17 protein-coding genes and 1 pseudogene are annotated in these 14,126 nt (G+C 64.0%); 8 read left to right on the top strand and 10 right to left on the bottom strand.

Annotated features, from left to right (window positions below; all coding sequences use genetic code 11):
• Positions 1-18 precede the first annotated feature (18 nt).
• Both L6639_RS00910 and L6639_RS00905 read right to left on the bottom strand, forming a co-directional pair.
• Positions 19-789, bottom strand: a complete 771-nt coding sequence (locus L6639_RS00910; RefSeq protein ID WP_237858158.1) for an ABC transporter permease — start codon at positions 787-789, stop codon at positions 19-21.
• An 81-nt stretch (positions 790-870) separates the two neighbouring features.
• Positions 871-1,518, bottom strand: coding sequence for a TetR/AcrR family transcriptional regulator (locus tag L6639_RS00905; RefSeq protein ID WP_237858157.1), 648 nt, complete (start codon positions 1,516-1,518; stop codon positions 871-873).
• Between the two features lie 99 nt (positions 1,519-1,617).
• Between L6639_RS00905 and L6639_RS00900 the strand changes: the two genes are divergently transcribed.
• The 5 genes from L6639_RS00900 to L6639_RS00880 all read left to right on the top strand — a co-directional run bounded on the left by L6639_RS00900 (position 1,618) and on the right by L6639_RS00880 (position 5,034).
• Entirely contained in the window at positions 1,618-2,622 is a 1,005-nt protein-coding gene (locus L6639_RS00900; protein WP_237858156.1) for an ABC transporter substrate-binding protein, read from the top strand.
• Between the two features lie 236 nt (positions 2,623-2,858).
• Positions 2,859-3,557 carry a septum site-determining protein MinC gene (gene minC / locus L6639_RS00895; RefSeq protein WP_237858154.1) on the top strand — a complete coding sequence of 233 codons (699 nt, stop codon included), beginning with the start codon at positions 2,859-2,861 and terminating at the stop codon, positions 3,555-3,557.
• A 19-nt stretch (positions 3,558-3,576) separates the two neighbouring features.
• Positions 3,577-4,392 (top strand): septum site-determining protein MinD, encoded by an 816-nt coding sequence (gene minD, locus L6639_RS00890; protein ID WP_237858153.1) that lies wholly within the window; start codon positions 3,577-3,579, stop codon positions 4,390-4,392.
• Entirely contained in the window at positions 4,389-4,670 is a 282-nt protein-coding gene (minE, locus tag L6639_RS00885) for a cell division topological specificity factor MinE (protein WP_128952114.1), read from the top strand. The genes minD and minE overlap by 4 nt, the downstream gene beginning before the upstream one ends.
• Positions 4,671-4,848: 178 nt before the next feature.
• Positions 4,849-5,034, top strand: coding sequence for a hypothetical protein (locus L6639_RS00880; RefSeq protein ID WP_094974415.1), 186 nt, complete (start codon positions 4,849-4,851; stop codon positions 5,032-5,034).
• A 6-nt stretch (positions 5,035-5,040) separates the two neighbouring features.
• On the opposite strand, the gene L6639_RS00875 is transcribed toward L6639_RS00880, so the two are convergent.
• The 6 genes and pseudogenes from L6639_RS00875 to L6639_RS00855 all read right to left on the bottom strand — a co-directional run bounded on the left by L6639_RS00875 (position 5,041) and on the right by L6639_RS00855 (position 9,756).
• The gene (locus L6639_RS00875; protein WP_377818511.1) at positions 5,041-6,462 is read right to left on the bottom strand and encodes a PAS domain-containing sensor histidine kinase; all 1,422 of its coding nucleotides are present in this window, start codon (positions 6,460-6,462) and stop codon (positions 5,041-5,043) included.
• Between the two features lie 247 nt (positions 6,463-6,709).
• Positions 6,710-7,066 (bottom strand): annotated as a pseudogene (locus L6639_RS43435) (PAS domain-containing protein); the annotation flags it as partial.
• 219 nt (positions 7,067-7,285) lie between these two features.
• A complete protein-coding gene (locus tag L6639_RS00870; RefSeq protein ID WP_237858152.1) occupies positions 7,286-7,534 on the bottom strand; it encodes a hypothetical protein in 249 nt (82 codons plus the stop codon).
• Between the two features lie 103 nt (positions 7,535-7,637).
• Entirely contained in the window at positions 7,638-8,030 is a 393-nt protein-coding gene (locus L6639_RS00865; protein ID WP_237858151.1) for a hypothetical protein, read from the bottom strand.
• A gap of 99 nt (positions 8,031-8,129) precedes the next feature.
• Positions 8,130-8,360 (bottom strand): DUF6894 family protein, encoded by a 231-nt coding sequence (locus L6639_RS00860; RefSeq protein ID WP_057757659.1) that lies wholly within the window; start codon positions 8,358-8,360, stop codon positions 8,130-8,132.
• A gap of 367 nt (positions 8,361-8,727) precedes the next feature.
• Positions 8,728-9,756: a hypothetical protein gene (locus L6639_RS00855; RefSeq protein WP_237858150.1), complete on the bottom strand. Its 1,029-nt coding sequence runs from the start codon at positions 9,754-9,756 to the stop codon at positions 8,728-8,730.
• A gap of 271 nt (positions 9,757-10,027) precedes the next feature.
• Here L6639_RS00855 and L6639_RS00850 point away from each other — a divergent pair, with 271 nt between their 5' ends.
• Together L6639_RS00850 and L6639_RS00845 are read left to right on the top strand one after the other, a co-directional pair.
• Complete coding sequence (locus tag L6639_RS00850) at positions 10,028-10,681, top strand: L,D-transpeptidase (RefSeq protein WP_237858149.1); 654 nt, start codon at positions 10,028-10,030, stop codon at positions 10,679-10,681.
• Positions 10,682-10,828: 147 nt separating this feature from the next.
• A complete protein-coding gene (locus L6639_RS00845; protein ID WP_237858148.1) occupies positions 10,829-11,050 on the top strand; it encodes a hypothetical protein in 222 nt (73 codons plus the stop codon).
• Here L6639_RS00845 and L6639_RS00840 read toward each other — a convergent pair.
• Positions 11,047-11,481, bottom strand: coding sequence for a COG4315 family predicted lipoprotein (locus tag L6639_RS00840; RefSeq protein WP_237858147.1), 435 nt, complete (start codon positions 11,479-11,481; stop codon positions 11,047-11,049). The two genes, L6639_RS00845 and L6639_RS00840, sit on opposite strands and share 4 nt — an antisense overlap.
• Positions 11,482-11,601: 120 nt before the next feature.
• The gene (locus L6639_RS00835; RefSeq protein ID WP_237858145.1) at positions 11,602-12,066 is read right to left on the bottom strand and encodes a MarR family winged helix-turn-helix transcriptional regulator; all 465 of its coding nucleotides are present in this window, start codon (positions 12,064-12,066) and stop codon (positions 11,602-11,604) included.
• 103 nt (positions 12,067-12,169) lie between these two features.
• Between L6639_RS00835 and L6639_RS00830 the strand changes: the two genes are divergently transcribed.
• Positions 12,170-14,092: an FAD-binding monooxygenase gene (locus tag L6639_RS00830; protein ID WP_237858144.1), complete on the top strand. Its 1,923-nt coding sequence runs from the start codon at positions 12,170-12,172 to the stop codon at positions 14,090-14,092.
• Positions 14,093-14,126: the final 34 nt, after the last annotated feature.

Below are 14,126 nucleotides of genomic sequence, written 5' to 3'. Positions count from 1 at the left end.
TTCGTTAGGCTTGCCGTCTCAGGTTTGTCTTGCGTCGCCGACGACGAACATGTGTTCGAGGGCGAGCACCAGGCCGTAGAGGGCCACGCCGAGCAGCGTCAGCAGCACGACGGCCATGACCATCGCGGGCGTGTCGAGCGAGGACTGCACCTGGATCATGAGGTAGCCGAGCCCGCGCTCGGAGGCGATGAACTCGCCGACGATCGCGCCGGCGACCGCGAGGATGGCGCCGACCTTCATGCCGGAGAACACGTAAGGCAGGGAGCCCGGCAGCTGGATCTTGCGGAACAGCGTCCAGCGCGACCCGCGCAGCGATTTGACGAGATCGAGCAGGTCGGGCTCGACCTCGCGCAGGCCCCGCGCGGTGGTGAGCAGGATCGGGAAGAAGCAGATGCTGAAGGCGATCAGGATGTTCGGCAGGATGCCGTACGAAAACCAGACGATGAAGAGCGGTCCCAGCGCGACCTTCGGGATCATGTTCAGCGTCACGAACAGCGGAAGCAGCACCAGGCTCACCAGCGGCGCCCAGCTGAAGATCACGGCGAGCGCGACGCCGACGACGGCGCCGAGCGCGAAGCCGCCGAGGATCTCGATCGCCGTCACCAGCGTATTGGCGCCCCAGGCGTAGCTGGCGGTTCCCAGCGTCTGCACCGTCGCAAGCGGCGAGGGAAGGATGAATTTCGGCACGTGGAAGGCGTCGACCGCGACCTGCCAGAGCACGAGCACGGCGAGGTGCACGATCAGGACGATCGCAAAGCTGCGCGCCGGCCTTGCTCCGCCACCTGCCACCATCCGCTCCCTATTGCTTCGGCCTCGCTGCCGCAAGCCGAACCTAACCGTCCGCGGGGCAAGTTTCAACCAGCTGGTTGATTACGGCCGGAGCGATTGCAGCACCAGATCGGCGACATGCCGGCGGCGCGCGCGCCGGGCCGTACGGCTCGACAGGTCCTTGCCGAAGATCGCCGACAGCGTCGGCGTATTGGAGAAGAAGAAATAGGAGAGGCCCGCAATGGAGATGTAGAGCTGGATGGGGTCGATCCCCTTGCGGAACATCCCTGAGCGCACGCCCTCATGGAGGATGTGCGAGACGCTCTTGACCAGCGGCGAATGCATCGCCTCCAGCCGCGTCGAACCGCGGACATGGCGGGCGCCGCCGCGGTTCTCATCGTTCAAAAGTACGATGAAATCAGGGTTGGCGGCCAGATGGTCGAACGAGGCCTCGATCAGCCGGCGGATCGCCTTGTCCGGCGGCAGGCCTTCGAGATTGAGCCTGCGCTCCTGTTCGCGGATGTCCTCATAGACCCATTCGAGTACGGCGAGGTAGAGCGCGTCCTTGTCGCCAAAGTAATGGTAGACCAGCTGCTTGTTGACGCCGGCGCGCTCGGCGATCTCGTCGACGCGGGCGCCCGCAAAACCGTGCCGGGCGAACTCCTGGCGTGCCGCGGTGAGCAGTTTCTTGCGGGTAGCGACGGGGTCGCGGCGCTGCGGCACGGTGTCGCCTGAGCGTTTTGCGGGCATTTCCAACCAAACAGTTGACAAGTTGAGGACGGGCTTGTTGCATTGGTAACCGGACATGGCGGGAGCGACAAGCCGGGTCGCGGGAATGAGGAGAGTACGATGAAGCGTTTGCAGGCTGCGATCGTAACCCTGATGCTCGGATTGCCGGTGGCCCCGGCAGGTGCGGGCGAGGCGGTCAACCTGATCCTGAACTGGACGCCGACCGCCGATCATTCGCCGTTCTACTATGCCAAGGCGCAAGGCTGGTACGAGAAGGCTGGCATCGACCTCACCATCGAGGTCGGCAAGGGCTCCGGCGTCTCCGCCGCCAAGGTCGGCTCCGGCGGCTCACCGTTCGGCATCGCCGATCTCGCCACCATGCTGGTCGCCAAGAGCAAGGGCGCCGACGATGTCGCCCTGATGAGCATTTACGCAAATACCGGCCAGACCTTCTACTGGCTGAAGAGCTATGGCGTGAACGGCGCGAAGGACTTTGCCGGCCACAAGATCGGCAATCCGCCCGGCGATGCCTCGCGCGTGATGTGGCCTGCGTTCGCGAAGGCGGCGGGTCTCGCGCCTGACTCCGTCAGCTTCGTCAATATCGGTCCGACCGCCAAGATCGCAGCGTTGAAGAGCCACACGGTCGACATCATCAGCGACTTCTACAACGAGCACGATCTGAAGGTGATCGAGTTCGGGCCGGACCTCGGCTACGTCAACTGGAAGGACATCGGCCTCAACCCTTACGGCAATTCGCTGATCGTCAACGGCGCGTATTTGCAGAAGAACCCGAAGCTCGTCGAGGATTTCGTGCGCATCTCGCAGAAGGCCTTTGCCGCCTGCGTTGCCGACGTCACGCCATGCCTGAAGGCGCTGCTCGACCAGGTCTCCGGTCTCGACAAGGAGAACCAGGAACGCCAGTGGGAGCGCATCAAGTTTCTGATGACGGACGAGTTCACCACGACCAAGGGCCTGGGCTGGATCGACGGCGAGCGGATGAAGAAGGATTACGAGCTGGTCCAGACCTATCTCGGCATGGAAAAGCCGTTCGACGTGACCACAGCGTTCACGACCAAGATGCTCGACCCCGCCATCAAGATGGATGCGAGCAAGGTGAAGAAGTAGGGGCTGTCGACGAAAGCGCTTGCCTCATAATCCAGAGTCATGCCCCGCGCAGGCGGGGCATCCAGTACGCCGCGGCCTATCGATTGACCCAAAACCGTCTCGGAGTACTGGATCGCCCGCCTTCGCGGGCGATGACAGTTCGGGTGTACCACGTAACCCCACGGAGAAATTAACCGGCCATTAACCATATCGACGGCATCGTTAACCATTCAATAACAGGGAACGAGTCGGCCGCTATGGAGGCTGCAGCAAAAGTCCAACGCCAAATGGTGCGCCTGCGCGGTCGCTCCTACGTGGCCTTCGTGTTCGTGCCGACGGTTCCGATCCAGGACTGGCTCCAGGAGATCGACACCACCATCGCGCGCTCGCCGGGCTTCTTCGCCGGACGGCCTGTGGTGATCGACCTGTCCTCGGTCGATCTCAGCCAAGCCGGCATCGGCCATCTGCTCACCAGCCTGCAGGACCGCAACATCCGCGTGCTCGGCATCGAGGGCGTGGACGAGGGCAGGCTGACCCCGTCGATGCCGCCGCTGCTGTCGGGCGGGCGCAGCTGCGTGATCGAACCGACGGCCCCGAAGAAGCCGGAGGCCAAGGCCGAGAGCAGGCCGACCTCGCTGCTGCTTGAGAGCCCCGTGCGCTCCGGCCAGACCGTGATCTTTCCGGAAGGCGACGTCACCATTCTGGGCTCGGTCGGCTCCGGCGCCGAGGTCGTCGCCGGCGGATCCATCCATATCTACGGCGCGCTGCGCGGCCGCGCCATGGCGGGCGTTAACGGACACACGAGCGCGCGCATCTATTGCCAGAAGATCGAGGCCGAACTGCTTGCAATTGATGGATTTTATCAAACTGCGGACGACATCGACAGCGCCTTGCGCGGCAAGCCGGCCCAGGCCTGGCTGCAAGGCAACACCATGCGAATTACTGCGCTGAACTGACCAGAAGGAGATATTTGAAATGGCCAAGGTACTGGTCGTGACATCAGGCAAGGGCGGCGTCGGCAAGACGACCACGACCGCCGCGTTGGGAGCTGCGCTGGCGCAACGCGGCGACAAGGTCGTCGTCGTCGATTTCGACGTCGGCTTGCGCAACCTCGACCTCGTGATGGGCGCCGAACGCCGCGTGGTGTTCGACCTCATCAACGTGGTGCAGGGCGTGGCAAAGCTGCCGCAGGCGCTGATCAAGGACAAGCGGCTGGAGAATCTCTGGCTGCTGCCGGCCTCGCAAACCCGCGACAAGGATGCGCTCACGGAAGAGGGGGTCGGCAAGGTCATCGCCGATTTGCGCAGCCGCTTCGACTGGGTAATCTGCGACAGCCCGGCCGGCATCGAGCGCGGCGCCTCCATGGCGATGCGCTTTGCCGATGAGGCCGTGATCGTCACCAATCCGGAAGTGTCCTCGGTGCGCGATTCCGATCGCATCATCGGCATGCTGGATTCCAAGACCGTGCGGGCCGAGAAGGGCGAACGGGTCGAGAAGCACATTCTCATCACCCGCTACGATCCCTCGCGCGCGGCGCGCGGCGAGATGCTGACTATCGACGACATCCTGGAAATCCTCGCAACGCCCTTGCTCGGCATCATCCCGGAGAGCCAGGACGTGCTGCGCGCCTCCAATGTCGGCACGCCAGTGACGCTGTCGAACGCCGAAGGCGCACCCGCGCGAGCCTATATCGACGCGGCGCGCAGGCTGTGCGGCGAGACCATCGCCATGCAGGTGCCTGTTGAGCGCAAGGGCTTCATGGATCGATTGCTGCGACGGAGGGCTGCATGAGCATGGGTCTGCTCCGGCTTCTCCGCGGCAACAAGGCATCCGCACCCGTCGCTCGCGAACGGTTGCAGATTCTGCTTGCCCATGAACGCGGAATGCGCGGCCAACCCGATCTGCTCGGTGTGCTGCGTGAGGAAATTTTGGCCGTCGTCTCCAAGCACGTGATGCTGGATCCGACCAAAGTGATCGTACGGCTCGAGCGCGGCGACGAGGTCTCGACCCTCGAGGTCGACATTGAGGTGCCCAACGATTTCGAGCGCAAGAAAGTGGCGGTCGGGTAGGGGTGCCCCGCCGACGCCGCTCCCGATTTGGGGTGGGTGAGAAGGCGGTCCGCTGGGCACAGCGGGCCGCCTTCGTCGTTTGCAGATGAGCGGAACGAGACGCGCTATTCGGTCGTTGTCACCAAACCGCGGAGCGCCGAGCCGGGCGCTGCGGTGTCCTCATAACGGGAGAACGCCCATGATGTCCGAGGTCCAGGTTCACACCGTCGCCCGGCAGATGCTGGAACAGCATGGTTTCGCGGCGATTGCCAAGGCTGCCGAACAGGCGCAGGCCTGCGAGGGGCGTGGGGAGGCTGACGAGGCCAAGGAATGGCGTCACATCGCCGATGCCATGAAGATCATGCGGGGCCCGGCCCACAGCTGAGCGCCGTCAGGTCTTTCCGGTTCCGTCGTTGATCATGTCGAGGACGCGGCTCGCCAGCGCCTCGACCACGAATGGCTTTGTCAGCACCTGCATGCCGGGCGCGAGCTGTCCGTTGCCGATGATGGCGTTCTCCGCATAGCCGGTGATGAACAGAACTTTCAGCTCCGGACGCGTGAGACGCGCCGCATCCGCGAGCTGGCGGCCGTTCATGCCGCCGGGAAGGCCGACATCGGTGACGAGCAGGTCGATCGTCGCATCCGATTGCAGCATCCTTAGTCCGGTCGGGCCGTCATGGGCCTCGATCACGCTGAAACCGATCTCTTCCAGCGCGTCCGTCAGCAGCATCCGGATCGACGGCTCGTCGTCGACGATCAGGATGGTGTGGCTCGCCTGCGGGCGCTCTGAGGTCTTGCTGGCGAGCAGAGACGGTTTGTCATCGTCCTTGCCGTAATGCCGTGGCAGATAGAGGCACATGGTCGTGCCCTGGCCGACCTCGGAATAGATCCGCACCTGTCCGCCGGACTGGCGCACGAAGCCGTAGACCATGGAGAGGCCGAGGCCGGTGCCCTGGCCGATCGGCTTGGTGGTGAAGAACGGATCGAAAGCGCGCTCGATCACCTCGGCGGGCATGCCGATGCCGGTGTCGGTGACGCAGAGCGAGACATATTGCCCGGGCTCGAGATCGCGCTCGCCCGCGCCATGTTCGTCGAGCCAGCGATTGGCGGTCTCGATGGTGATGCGGCCGCCACCCGGCATGGCATCACGGGCATTGATACAGAGATTCAGGAGCGCGTTCTCGAGCTGCGAGGCATCGATCAACGTGGCCCACAATCCGCCTGATGTGACGACCTCCAAGGCGATCTCGGGACCGACGGTGCGGCGGATCAATTCCTCCATACCCATCACGAGCCGGTTCAGGTCCGTCGGCCTGGGATCGAGCGTCTGCCGACGCGAAAAGGCGAGCAGGCGGTGGGTCAGCGCGGCCGCGCGCTTGGCGGCGCCTTGCGCTGCGTTCACATAGCGGTCGATCTCCTTAATGCGGCCCTGGCCGATCCGTGTCTGAAGCAGTTCGAGCGAGCCGGTGATGCCGGTGAGCAGATTGTTGAAGTCGTGGGCGATGCCGCCGGTGAGCTGGCCGACAGCTTCCATCTTCTGCGACTGGCGCAACGCCTCCTCGGCCTGACGCAATCGCTCCTGCTCCCGCAGGCGTTCGGTGACGTCATAGACAAACTGGTAGGCACCGATCAGCTGACCGTCGCCATCGCGCAGGCAATTGAAACGCATCTCGTAGGATCTGCGGGCGCGGCCCGGGTCGCCGAACTCGCCGATTTCGACGAATTCCTCGCCCGCAAGGGCCCTGGACCAGACGGCCTTGATAGCTTTGCAGCTGCTCCGGTTGATCCTCAAGCAGTTCAAGCATGTTGTCACCGACCTTCGGCATGGTACCGAAAATACGGTGAAATTCGTGGGCAGAGGCGCTGTTGATCGCAAGCCAGCGGAAGTTGGGGTCGACGACCTGCACGAAGGCGTTGGTGCCCTCGACGATGTCGGCCATGAGCTTGCGTTCGGCCAGCGCCGCGACCACCCGCGCCTCCAGCGTTTCGTTGAGCTGCTGCAGCGCCTCTTCGGCGCGCTTGCGCTTGGTGATGTCCTGGAAAAGCACGGCGACCTGCTTGCGGCTGGCTGGTTCAACCCGGAAGGCGGCGAGCTCGAGGTGGCGGCCGGTCGCGACCAGCTCGCGCTCGAAGCGGATCGGGAGGCCGGTACGCAGGACGCCGCCGTAAAGCTCGACCCAGCCGTCGGCTTCATCCGGGACCATCTCGCGGACCTTCTGGCCGACCACGTTGGGAATGCCCGCATGCTGGGTGTAGGCGGGATTGGCCTCGACATGGACGTAATCGCTGAGCGGACCATGAGGACCGTCGAAGAACTCGATGATGCAAAAGCCTTCGTCGATCGAGTTGAACAGCGTTCGATAGCGCTCCTCGCTTTCGGCGAGGGCGGATTCGACCTTCTGGCGCTCGCTGACCACGGCGATCCGCTGGGCCTTGAGGCGTGTGTTTTCCTCCTCAAGCGCCTTCAGGCGGCGTTGCAGGTCCTCAAACTCGATCGAATCCACAAGCGCTCGCGGGGTTGGCGTTTCCAGGACAGCTCTCCAGCCTGTCCACGCATTCTATTGGGCGGGGGCCCCGCGGCAAGCCGTCCACCTTAACCCGACCGGAACCGGCCGGGTTCCCCTAGGATCGGCAGCTCAGCGCTCGCCCTGCTCGGCGCCTTGCGGCAACGGCTTGTGCTGGGTCTGCGGCTGCGCCCGCTCGCCGGTCTCCTTGCAGGGAAGCTGCTCCCAGGATCCATCCGGCCCCTGCTGATAGGCGCTGCAGGACGAAGAGGCCGCCTTGTCCTCGCCCTTCTGGGCGTCGGCATTTCTCGCCAGCGCTGGCGCTGCCAGCACGGCGCTCACCGCGAGCGCACCGGCGAAGACAAGATGAGGTATCCGCATGGGGTTCTCCGAGTTGAATACGACCCGCATGCTGGCCAGGAATGTGACGATTATGGGCCGGAGCGTCGGTTCCGCCGCGGCGTGCTTAACGGCCAAGCTAGGCCTAGCCGCCCTTGCTGCGGATCAGACCGGCGAGGCTGGTCTTCTGCTTTTCGCACCAATTGCTCATGCCGAGCCGGCGCTGGTCGAGGTCGGTCGTCTGGGTTGCGACCGCGACCTCCGCCATGATGTCGTCGGCCTGCTTCTCGCCCATCTTGCCGCCGGTGTGCATCCAGGCAATGGCCTTGCGCACCTGCTCGGTGGTGCCGTCGGGCAGTTGCATCTGCTGAGCCTTCTGCACCAGATCCTGATAGACCACGTCCGTACCAGGGCACTCGACCTTGGCGGCGAAGGCCTGCAAGACCATCGTCACATAGTTCGAGCGGGTGTGGTCGTCAGCCGCCTGGGCTGGAGCTGCGATCAGCAACAGGCCTGCCATCAGAAAAGGGGCGCGCATCCCTAGGTCCTCCTCGTTTTTTGAGGAGGCTAGCGTCCTGAGGGCCGCTCCGCAATGGTGGCGGGGCGCGATTGTTGCCTGTTCGTGCGGTGCAGGCGCTTAGCGCCGCCAGGCCGGCACGGGATCGAGCGGCGTGCGATAGACCTCTTTATGATCGCGATCGGTGACGCGCACCGAGCAACCTTTCCGCTGCAGCTCAGGCTTCACCTGCGACAGCTCGCTTGCGAGTTGAACGGCACGATCAGAGGCGACCTCGATGTCTTCGAGGATGATACCGCCCTGGTTCTTGAACTCTTCACCGTCAACGAGATCGAAGGAATAGTAAGGCATCCGAATTCCCCGGTGTGACGACCCAGATCTTCACAGGAAGGCTTCAACGGAAGTCTTCGACACATGCTGGATCGTAGCACTGAGTCGATCTCCAACCGATGAACGGAGCGCGCAATCTCTGTGCGTATGGCGCAGAAATGATGTGCAACGTTCGGGTGCTTTAAGATTTTATTAAATATAACAGCCTGATCATAAGGCATGGAATTGCAGCAGAACCGGGCTCCGGGAACCGGCAGCTGCAAGAGAAGGCCGGCGGCATAAATCCCGACGGCCTTTTCTCTTTGCGCACGTTCGCGCATCACCGTAGTCGCACGGACTCACATCGTCACGTCGAGTCGGACAGCTTGCGTCGTCGATGGATGCGGCTCTAGCGCAGCGGCATCGGCGGACGCACGACGGGTCCGTCATCATCAGCAACAGCTTGTGTCGTCGCGACCGGCGGCGCGACCGGTGGCGGCGGCACCGCGGCAGCCTGCGAAGGCGGCGGAGGTGCTAAGGGCGCGGGCGCGTAAGCCGGCGCGTAGGTGTGCGACACCACGGGCTTCGGTTTGCGAACAGGCATCGGCGCCGGAGCGCGCGGCGGCAGCGCCGACACGCGTGCGGGCGGATTGACCGGTGATTTCGCCTCGGCGATCGGCTTGGGCGCTGGCGACTTCGCCATCTCGCGCACCATCTGTTCCTGACCAGCCTTCAACTCGGCGATGTTGGCCTTGAGCTGCTCGATCTGCTGCGCCATCGCGGCGATGTCGCGCGTCATCGATTCCACTGCAGGCGCAGCATCGGTTTGTGTAGCTGCAGGCGCGGCGGGCGCGGCAGCGGCCGTGGCAACTGGCGGGGCGGGCGGTAGCACCGTTTGATCAGCGGTCTGATCCTGCGCGACGGGCGGTGCCGCCTGCGCGGCTGCAACCGGTGCTGTCTGCGACGTCGAAGGTAGCAGCGACGCCAGGGTCGGCGTCCATTCGGCGAGCATCTGCGTCGCAGTGTCGCCGTGCTTCTCCCAGGCGATCGTCGCGGCGGCACTGCCGCCCGCAAACAGGAACGTGAGGAAGGCGCCGCGGAGCCATTTGCCTGCGGCCGATCGCTTCGGCTCGATGCGATCGTCGCTTGCGGTGACGCGGACGGCGGTGTCGACCGAAGGTGCAACTGCTTGGGGCGCGGCTGCTTGCGGCTCCGATACGGGACTGAACTTCGGCTCGATCGCGAATTTCCGCTCCAGCGGGAATTTTGGCTCGGGACGCGCCGTGAACTCCGGTGCCAGCGTCGGCGCCTCGCTGCCCACGCGCGACGCTTTGATCACGTCAGGCGAAATCTGTACCGCGTCATGCGGATCGTTGTCCTTGACCGTGTCCTTCACGATCTCATCGACGATCTGGCGGCTGTTCAACGTCGCGAGCATTGCAGCTCCTTATGACCCCATGGTCGTCCGCATTGGCGCGAGCCGATCTGTTGCTTGAGCCCATCCGAACTCTTTGCCCCACGAGTCCAGCCGGATTTGACCAAAGCAAGGCGAGGCGGTGGAGACATCGCGACCGTCTTCTGCCAGATGTGGTGATGGAACCTGATGTGCGGAACACAGGCATGTGTTCCGCATTGCCTTGTTTTCAGCACGATTTGGGCAGCATCTGCGCCTGCTGGGGGTGCTGCTATCCGCTATCGGGGGGCCGGTGGTGCCAAGATATCTCCTCGTTTTGTTCGTTGCTGCGTTGCTGCCGCTCGGCGGCTGCATGCAGACGACTCTCTCGCCATCGACGGATGCGAGCATGACGGCGCGCGACCGTCAGCTGCTCGCGCACACGCCTTACGCCCAGGCGAATGTGCCCGAGCAATATCTCCGTCACATCGTCGATTATCCGCGCAAGGAGCAGCCGGGCACCATCCTGGTCGATACCGATGCACGCTACCTCTATTACGTGCTGCCCGACGGCAAGGCGATCCGCTATGGCGTCGCGGTCGGCGAGGAGGCGATGGCCTTCTCGGGTGTGGCGCGCGTTGGCCGGCTGGCGGAATGGCCGGACTGGGTGCCGACCCCCGAGATCCAGGCGCGATTGGGGCCCTATCCGGCGCGCGTGCCCGGCGGCCCCGCCAATCCGCTGGGTGCGCGTGGCATCTATCTCTATGTCGGCGACAAGGACACGCTCTACCGCATCCACGGTACCAACCAGCCGGAATATATCGGGCAGGCGATCTCGTCGGGCTGCATCCGGATGCGCAACGAGGATGTGATCGATCTGTTCGACCGGGTGAAGCTCAACGCGACTGTCGTGGTGCTGCCGCCAGGACAAAACGCGCAGATCGAGTCGAGGTCGAGCTGGCGCGGATAAGGCAACCGATCTGACCTGTCACGTCGGTCGCTTCACCGAAGCTTGATGGCGCGGCCGGCGACGGGATCGCCGCAAAGGTGAATTGCTTCACAGGCGTTTTGCTGCAGTTGCGCTATGCCTCCATGGCTCGTTGCCATTGGAGGCATCATGCAAAATTTCATTGAACAATTTGATGAGAACGATCGCCGCATCGTGCGCCGGTGGCGTTTGGCCACGCTCGGTTTCTATGGATCGATCCTGGCCGGACTGGTCGTCTACGCGGCGCTGCACTGGACGCCCGAGGTGAATTACGCCTCGGTCGATTCGGTGGCCCACGCCAAGCTTGCGGGCGCGTCGAGTGGCGGCGGACCCACGCCGTTCGCGCCCTAATTGTCGGGACGGGCGATACGCCATTGCAGCGTCGTGGCGTTGCCGTTGGCATCGCCCGGCGCCTTGTCGGCCGGTGAGGTGTAGAGCGGGCGATAGCGGTACGCCCACATCTTGCTGCCGTCCTCACGGTTGATCACGGTAAAGTCGCCGATGGGCTTGGCTTCGGCGGTTGCTGCGAGTGGCACCCAGTTTTCGGTGCACTTGCCGTTGCAGTTCGACGTCTTGCCGGTGGTGTCGCGCTCGTAAGTGTAGAGGGTCATGCCCTTGAGATCGACGAGCTTGGGGCCCTGCTTGGTCAGGATCACCCTCGCGGGCGCGGTCGTCGCGTCGGGCTTCGGCGGAGGAGGGGCTTCGCCGCCGCCGTGCCCGTTCGCGAGCGCATGGCCGGCGGACAGCGCGATGACTGCGATCGCAAGGACGAACCTGAACATCCGAAACTCCAACCCGGCAAAGTTAATCGCGCGTTAAGCGCCGAATTGGCAGCGACGGTAGCAGCCGAAGGTTAGTTCCTGGTTTCACCGGCCTGCGACATCTACGTATCCGGGAACCGGTCATGCCTTGATATCGCGCAACGGGGCGCGGCTGAGGTCATTGCCGGCGGCGATGGCCTTGCGCAGCAGCCTCATCAGTTCCTCGCCTTCCCTCGCGCTGAGGCCGCGGAGCATGATCGCTTGGGCGGATTCAACCGCCGGCGTGATCTTGCGCAGCGTGCGACGGCCCTCGTCGGTGATCTCGAGCTCGCGGGCGCGACGGTCGCGGGGGCTGGCGCGGCGCTCGGCAAGTCCCTTCTGCACCAGCCGATCGACCACGCCGGTGATGGTGGTGCGGTCATAGGCGATCAGGCCGGCGAGCGTGACCTGGTCGAGCCCCGGATTGGCCTTGATGGTCGCGAGCGCCGCGTACTGCACCGGGGTGAGGTCGAAGCCGGCTTCGCCGACCTCGGCCAAAAATACCGCCACCGCGATCTGTTGAAATCGCCGCGCCAGATGGCCGGGCATGTCGTTGTTGTCTTTCACCGAATTCTCCATGAGGGCAGGGACGGCGGCGGATCATTGACGAGTATACTGATAGTCAGTATACTGATCAATATCGAATAACTCGTCAACGGGAGAGGTGCGCATGCAATTCCATCTCAACGGATTCCAGCCGGGCGACCCTGAAATCGCCGATCCCGCAGAGCGCGTGCAGGTCCCAGGGGCCGCAGGCGCCGTGCCTGGCGAGGTCGATGTCCTCATCGTCGGCTGTGGCCCTGCGGGCCTGACGCTCGCGGCGCAGCTCGCCCAATTCGGCGACATCAAAACCTGCATCGTCGAGCAGAAGCCGGGCCGACTCGCGGTCGGCCAGGCCGACGGCATCGCCTGCCGCACCATGGAGATGTTCCACGCCTTCGGCTTCAGCGAGCGCGTGCTGAAGGAAGCCTATTGGGTCAACGAGACGACGTTCTGGAAGCCGGACGAGCAGGCAGCGGAGAAGATCGTCCGCAGCGGTCGTGTGCAGGACGTCGAGGACGGGCTGTCGGAATTCCCGCACGTCATTCTCAACCAGGCGCGCATTCATGACGGCTTTCTCGACGTCATGCGCAAATCACCGGCCAAGCTCGAACCCTATTACGACAGGCGTCTGCTCGACCTCCAGGTCGATCCGGCCGCAGGTCCCGACGATCACGCGGTGACCGTGCGCCTTGAACGTAGCGACGCGGCGAATGAAGGCAAGGTCGAGACCATCAAGGCGCGCTACGTCGTCGGCTGCGACGGCGCGCGCAGCACGGTGCGCAAATCGATCGGCCGCGAGCTGCATGGCGATTCCGCCAACCACGCCTGGGGCGTGATGGATGTGCTGGCGGTCACCGATTTCCCCGATATCCGCTTCAAGACCCTGATCCAGTCGGCGACGGATGGCAGCCTTCTCATCATTCCGCGCGAGGGCGGTTATATGGTTCGCATCTATGTCGAGCTGGCAAAACTCGATGTCGGCGAGCGCGTCGCCAATCGCAACATCACGGCTGAAGACGTGATTGCGAAGGCGCAGCGGATCCTGAAGCCGCATACGCTCGAGGTGAAGGAGATCGCCTGGTGGTCGGTCTACGAGATCGGCCAGCGCCTGACCGACAAGTTCGACGACGTGCCTGAGGCCGAGATCGCGACGCGGCAGCCGCGCATCTTCATTGCGGGGGACGCCTGCCACACCCATAGCCCGAAGGCCGGGCAGGGCATGAACGTTTCGATGCAGGACGCCTTCAATCTCGGCTGGAAGCTTGCGGCGGTGCTGCGGAAGCAGAGCGCACCAAGCCTGCTGCATTCCTATTCGGCCGAGCGGCAAGCAGTGGCGAAGGAGCTGATCGACTTCGATCGTGAATGGGCCGGGATCTTGGCCTCGGCGGCGAAGGCCGGCGGCGCCAATGCAGCGAAGACACAGGATTATTTCGTCAGGCATGGCCGCTACACGGCGGGCACGGCGACGCATTACGCGCCGTCGATCCTCACTGCCGCGCCCTCGCATCAGCATCTCGCGAAAGGCTTCGTCATCGGCAAGCGCTTCCATTCCGCGCCTGTCATCCGGCTTGGCGATGCCAAGCCGGTGCATCTTGGCCACGCAGGGCAGGCGGACGGACGCTTCCGCATCTATGCGTTCTCGGGCGCGGAAGATCCGAGCGCGGCCGGTTCCGCCATTCGCGCGCTTTGCAGTTTCCTTGCCGAAGCCAGGCAATCGCCGGTGAAGCGATACACGCCTGCCGGCGCCGACATCGATGCCGTGATCGATCTGCGGGCGGTGTTTCAGCAGGACCATCGCGAGCTTGCGATCCAAGCGATGCCCGCGCTGTTGCTGCCACGCAAGGGGCGCTACGGTCTGCTCGACTACGAAAAGATGTTCTGTCCCGATCTCAAAAGCGGCCACGACGTCTTCGCCATGCGCGGCATCGACCGGAAGGCCGGCTGCATGATCGTGGTGCGCCCGGATCAATACGTTGCGCAGGTGCTGCCGCTCGATGATTTTGCTGCGCTGTCGGCATATTTCGACGGCTTCATGTTGCAGAAGACCTGACGCATGCTCCGCCGATGAACGGCGGATGAATATC

It is taken from the genome of Bradyrhizobium zhengyangense (assembly GCF_022012555.1).
Taxonomy (GTDB): domain Bacteria; phylum Pseudomonadota; class Alphaproteobacteria; order Rhizobiales; family Xanthobacteraceae; genus Bradyrhizobium; species Bradyrhizobium zhengyangense.
The sequence above is the reverse complement of the archived record's forward strand: the minus strand, read 5'-3'. Positions and strand labels throughout refer to the sequence as shown.

Bases quoted from the DNA above. Each gene is read 5' to 3' on its own strand.
- L6639_RS00905 (WP_237858157.1), bottom strand. From the start codon at position 1,518: ATGCCCGCAAAACGCTCAGGCGACACCGTGCCGCAGCGCCGCGACCCC.
- L6639_RS00900 (WP_237858156.1), top strand. From the start codon at position 1,618: ATGAAGCGTTTGCAGGCTGCGATCGTAACCCTGATGCTCGGATTGCCG.
- minC (WP_237858154.1), top strand. From the start codon at position 2,859: ATGGAGGCTGCAGCAAAAGTCCAACGCCAAATGGTGCGCCTGCGCGGT.
- minD (WP_237858153.1), top strand. From the start codon at position 3,577: ATGGCCAAGGTACTGGTCGTGACATCAGGCAAGGGCGGCGTCGGCAAG.
- minE (WP_128952114.1), top strand. From the start codon at position 4,389: ATGAGCATGGGTCTGCTCCGGCTTCTCCGCGGCAACAAGGCATCCGCA.
- L6639_RS00880 (WP_094974415.1), top strand. From the start codon at position 4,849: ATGATGTCCGAGGTCCAGGTTCACACCGTCGCCCGGCAGATGCTGGAA.
- L6639_RS00870 (WP_237858152.1), bottom strand. From the start codon at position 7,534: ATGCGGATACCTCATCTTGTCTTCGCCGGTGCGCTCGCGGTGAGCGCC.
- L6639_RS00865 (WP_237858151.1), bottom strand. From the start codon at position 8,030: ATGCGCGCCCCTTTTCTGATGGCAGGCCTGTTGCTGATCGCAGCTCCA.
- L6639_RS00860 (WP_057757659.1), bottom strand. From the start codon at position 8,360: ATGCCTTACTATTCCTTCGATCTCGTTGACGGTGAAGAGTTCAAGAAC.
- L6639_RS00855 (WP_237858150.1), bottom strand. From the start codon at position 9,756: ATGCTCGCGACGTTGAACAGCCGCCAGATCGTCGATGAGATCGTGAAG.
- L6639_RS00845 (WP_237858148.1), top strand. From the start codon at position 10,829: ATGCAAAATTTCATTGAACAATTTGATGAGAACGATCGCCGCATCGTG.
- L6639_RS00840 (WP_237858147.1), bottom strand. From the start codon at position 11,481: ATGTTCAGGTTCGTCCTTGCGATCGCAGTCATCGCGCTGTCCGCCGGC.
- L6639_RS00830 (WP_237858144.1), top strand. From the start codon at position 12,170: ATGCAATTCCATCTCAACGGATTCCAGCCGGGCGACCCTGAAATCGCC.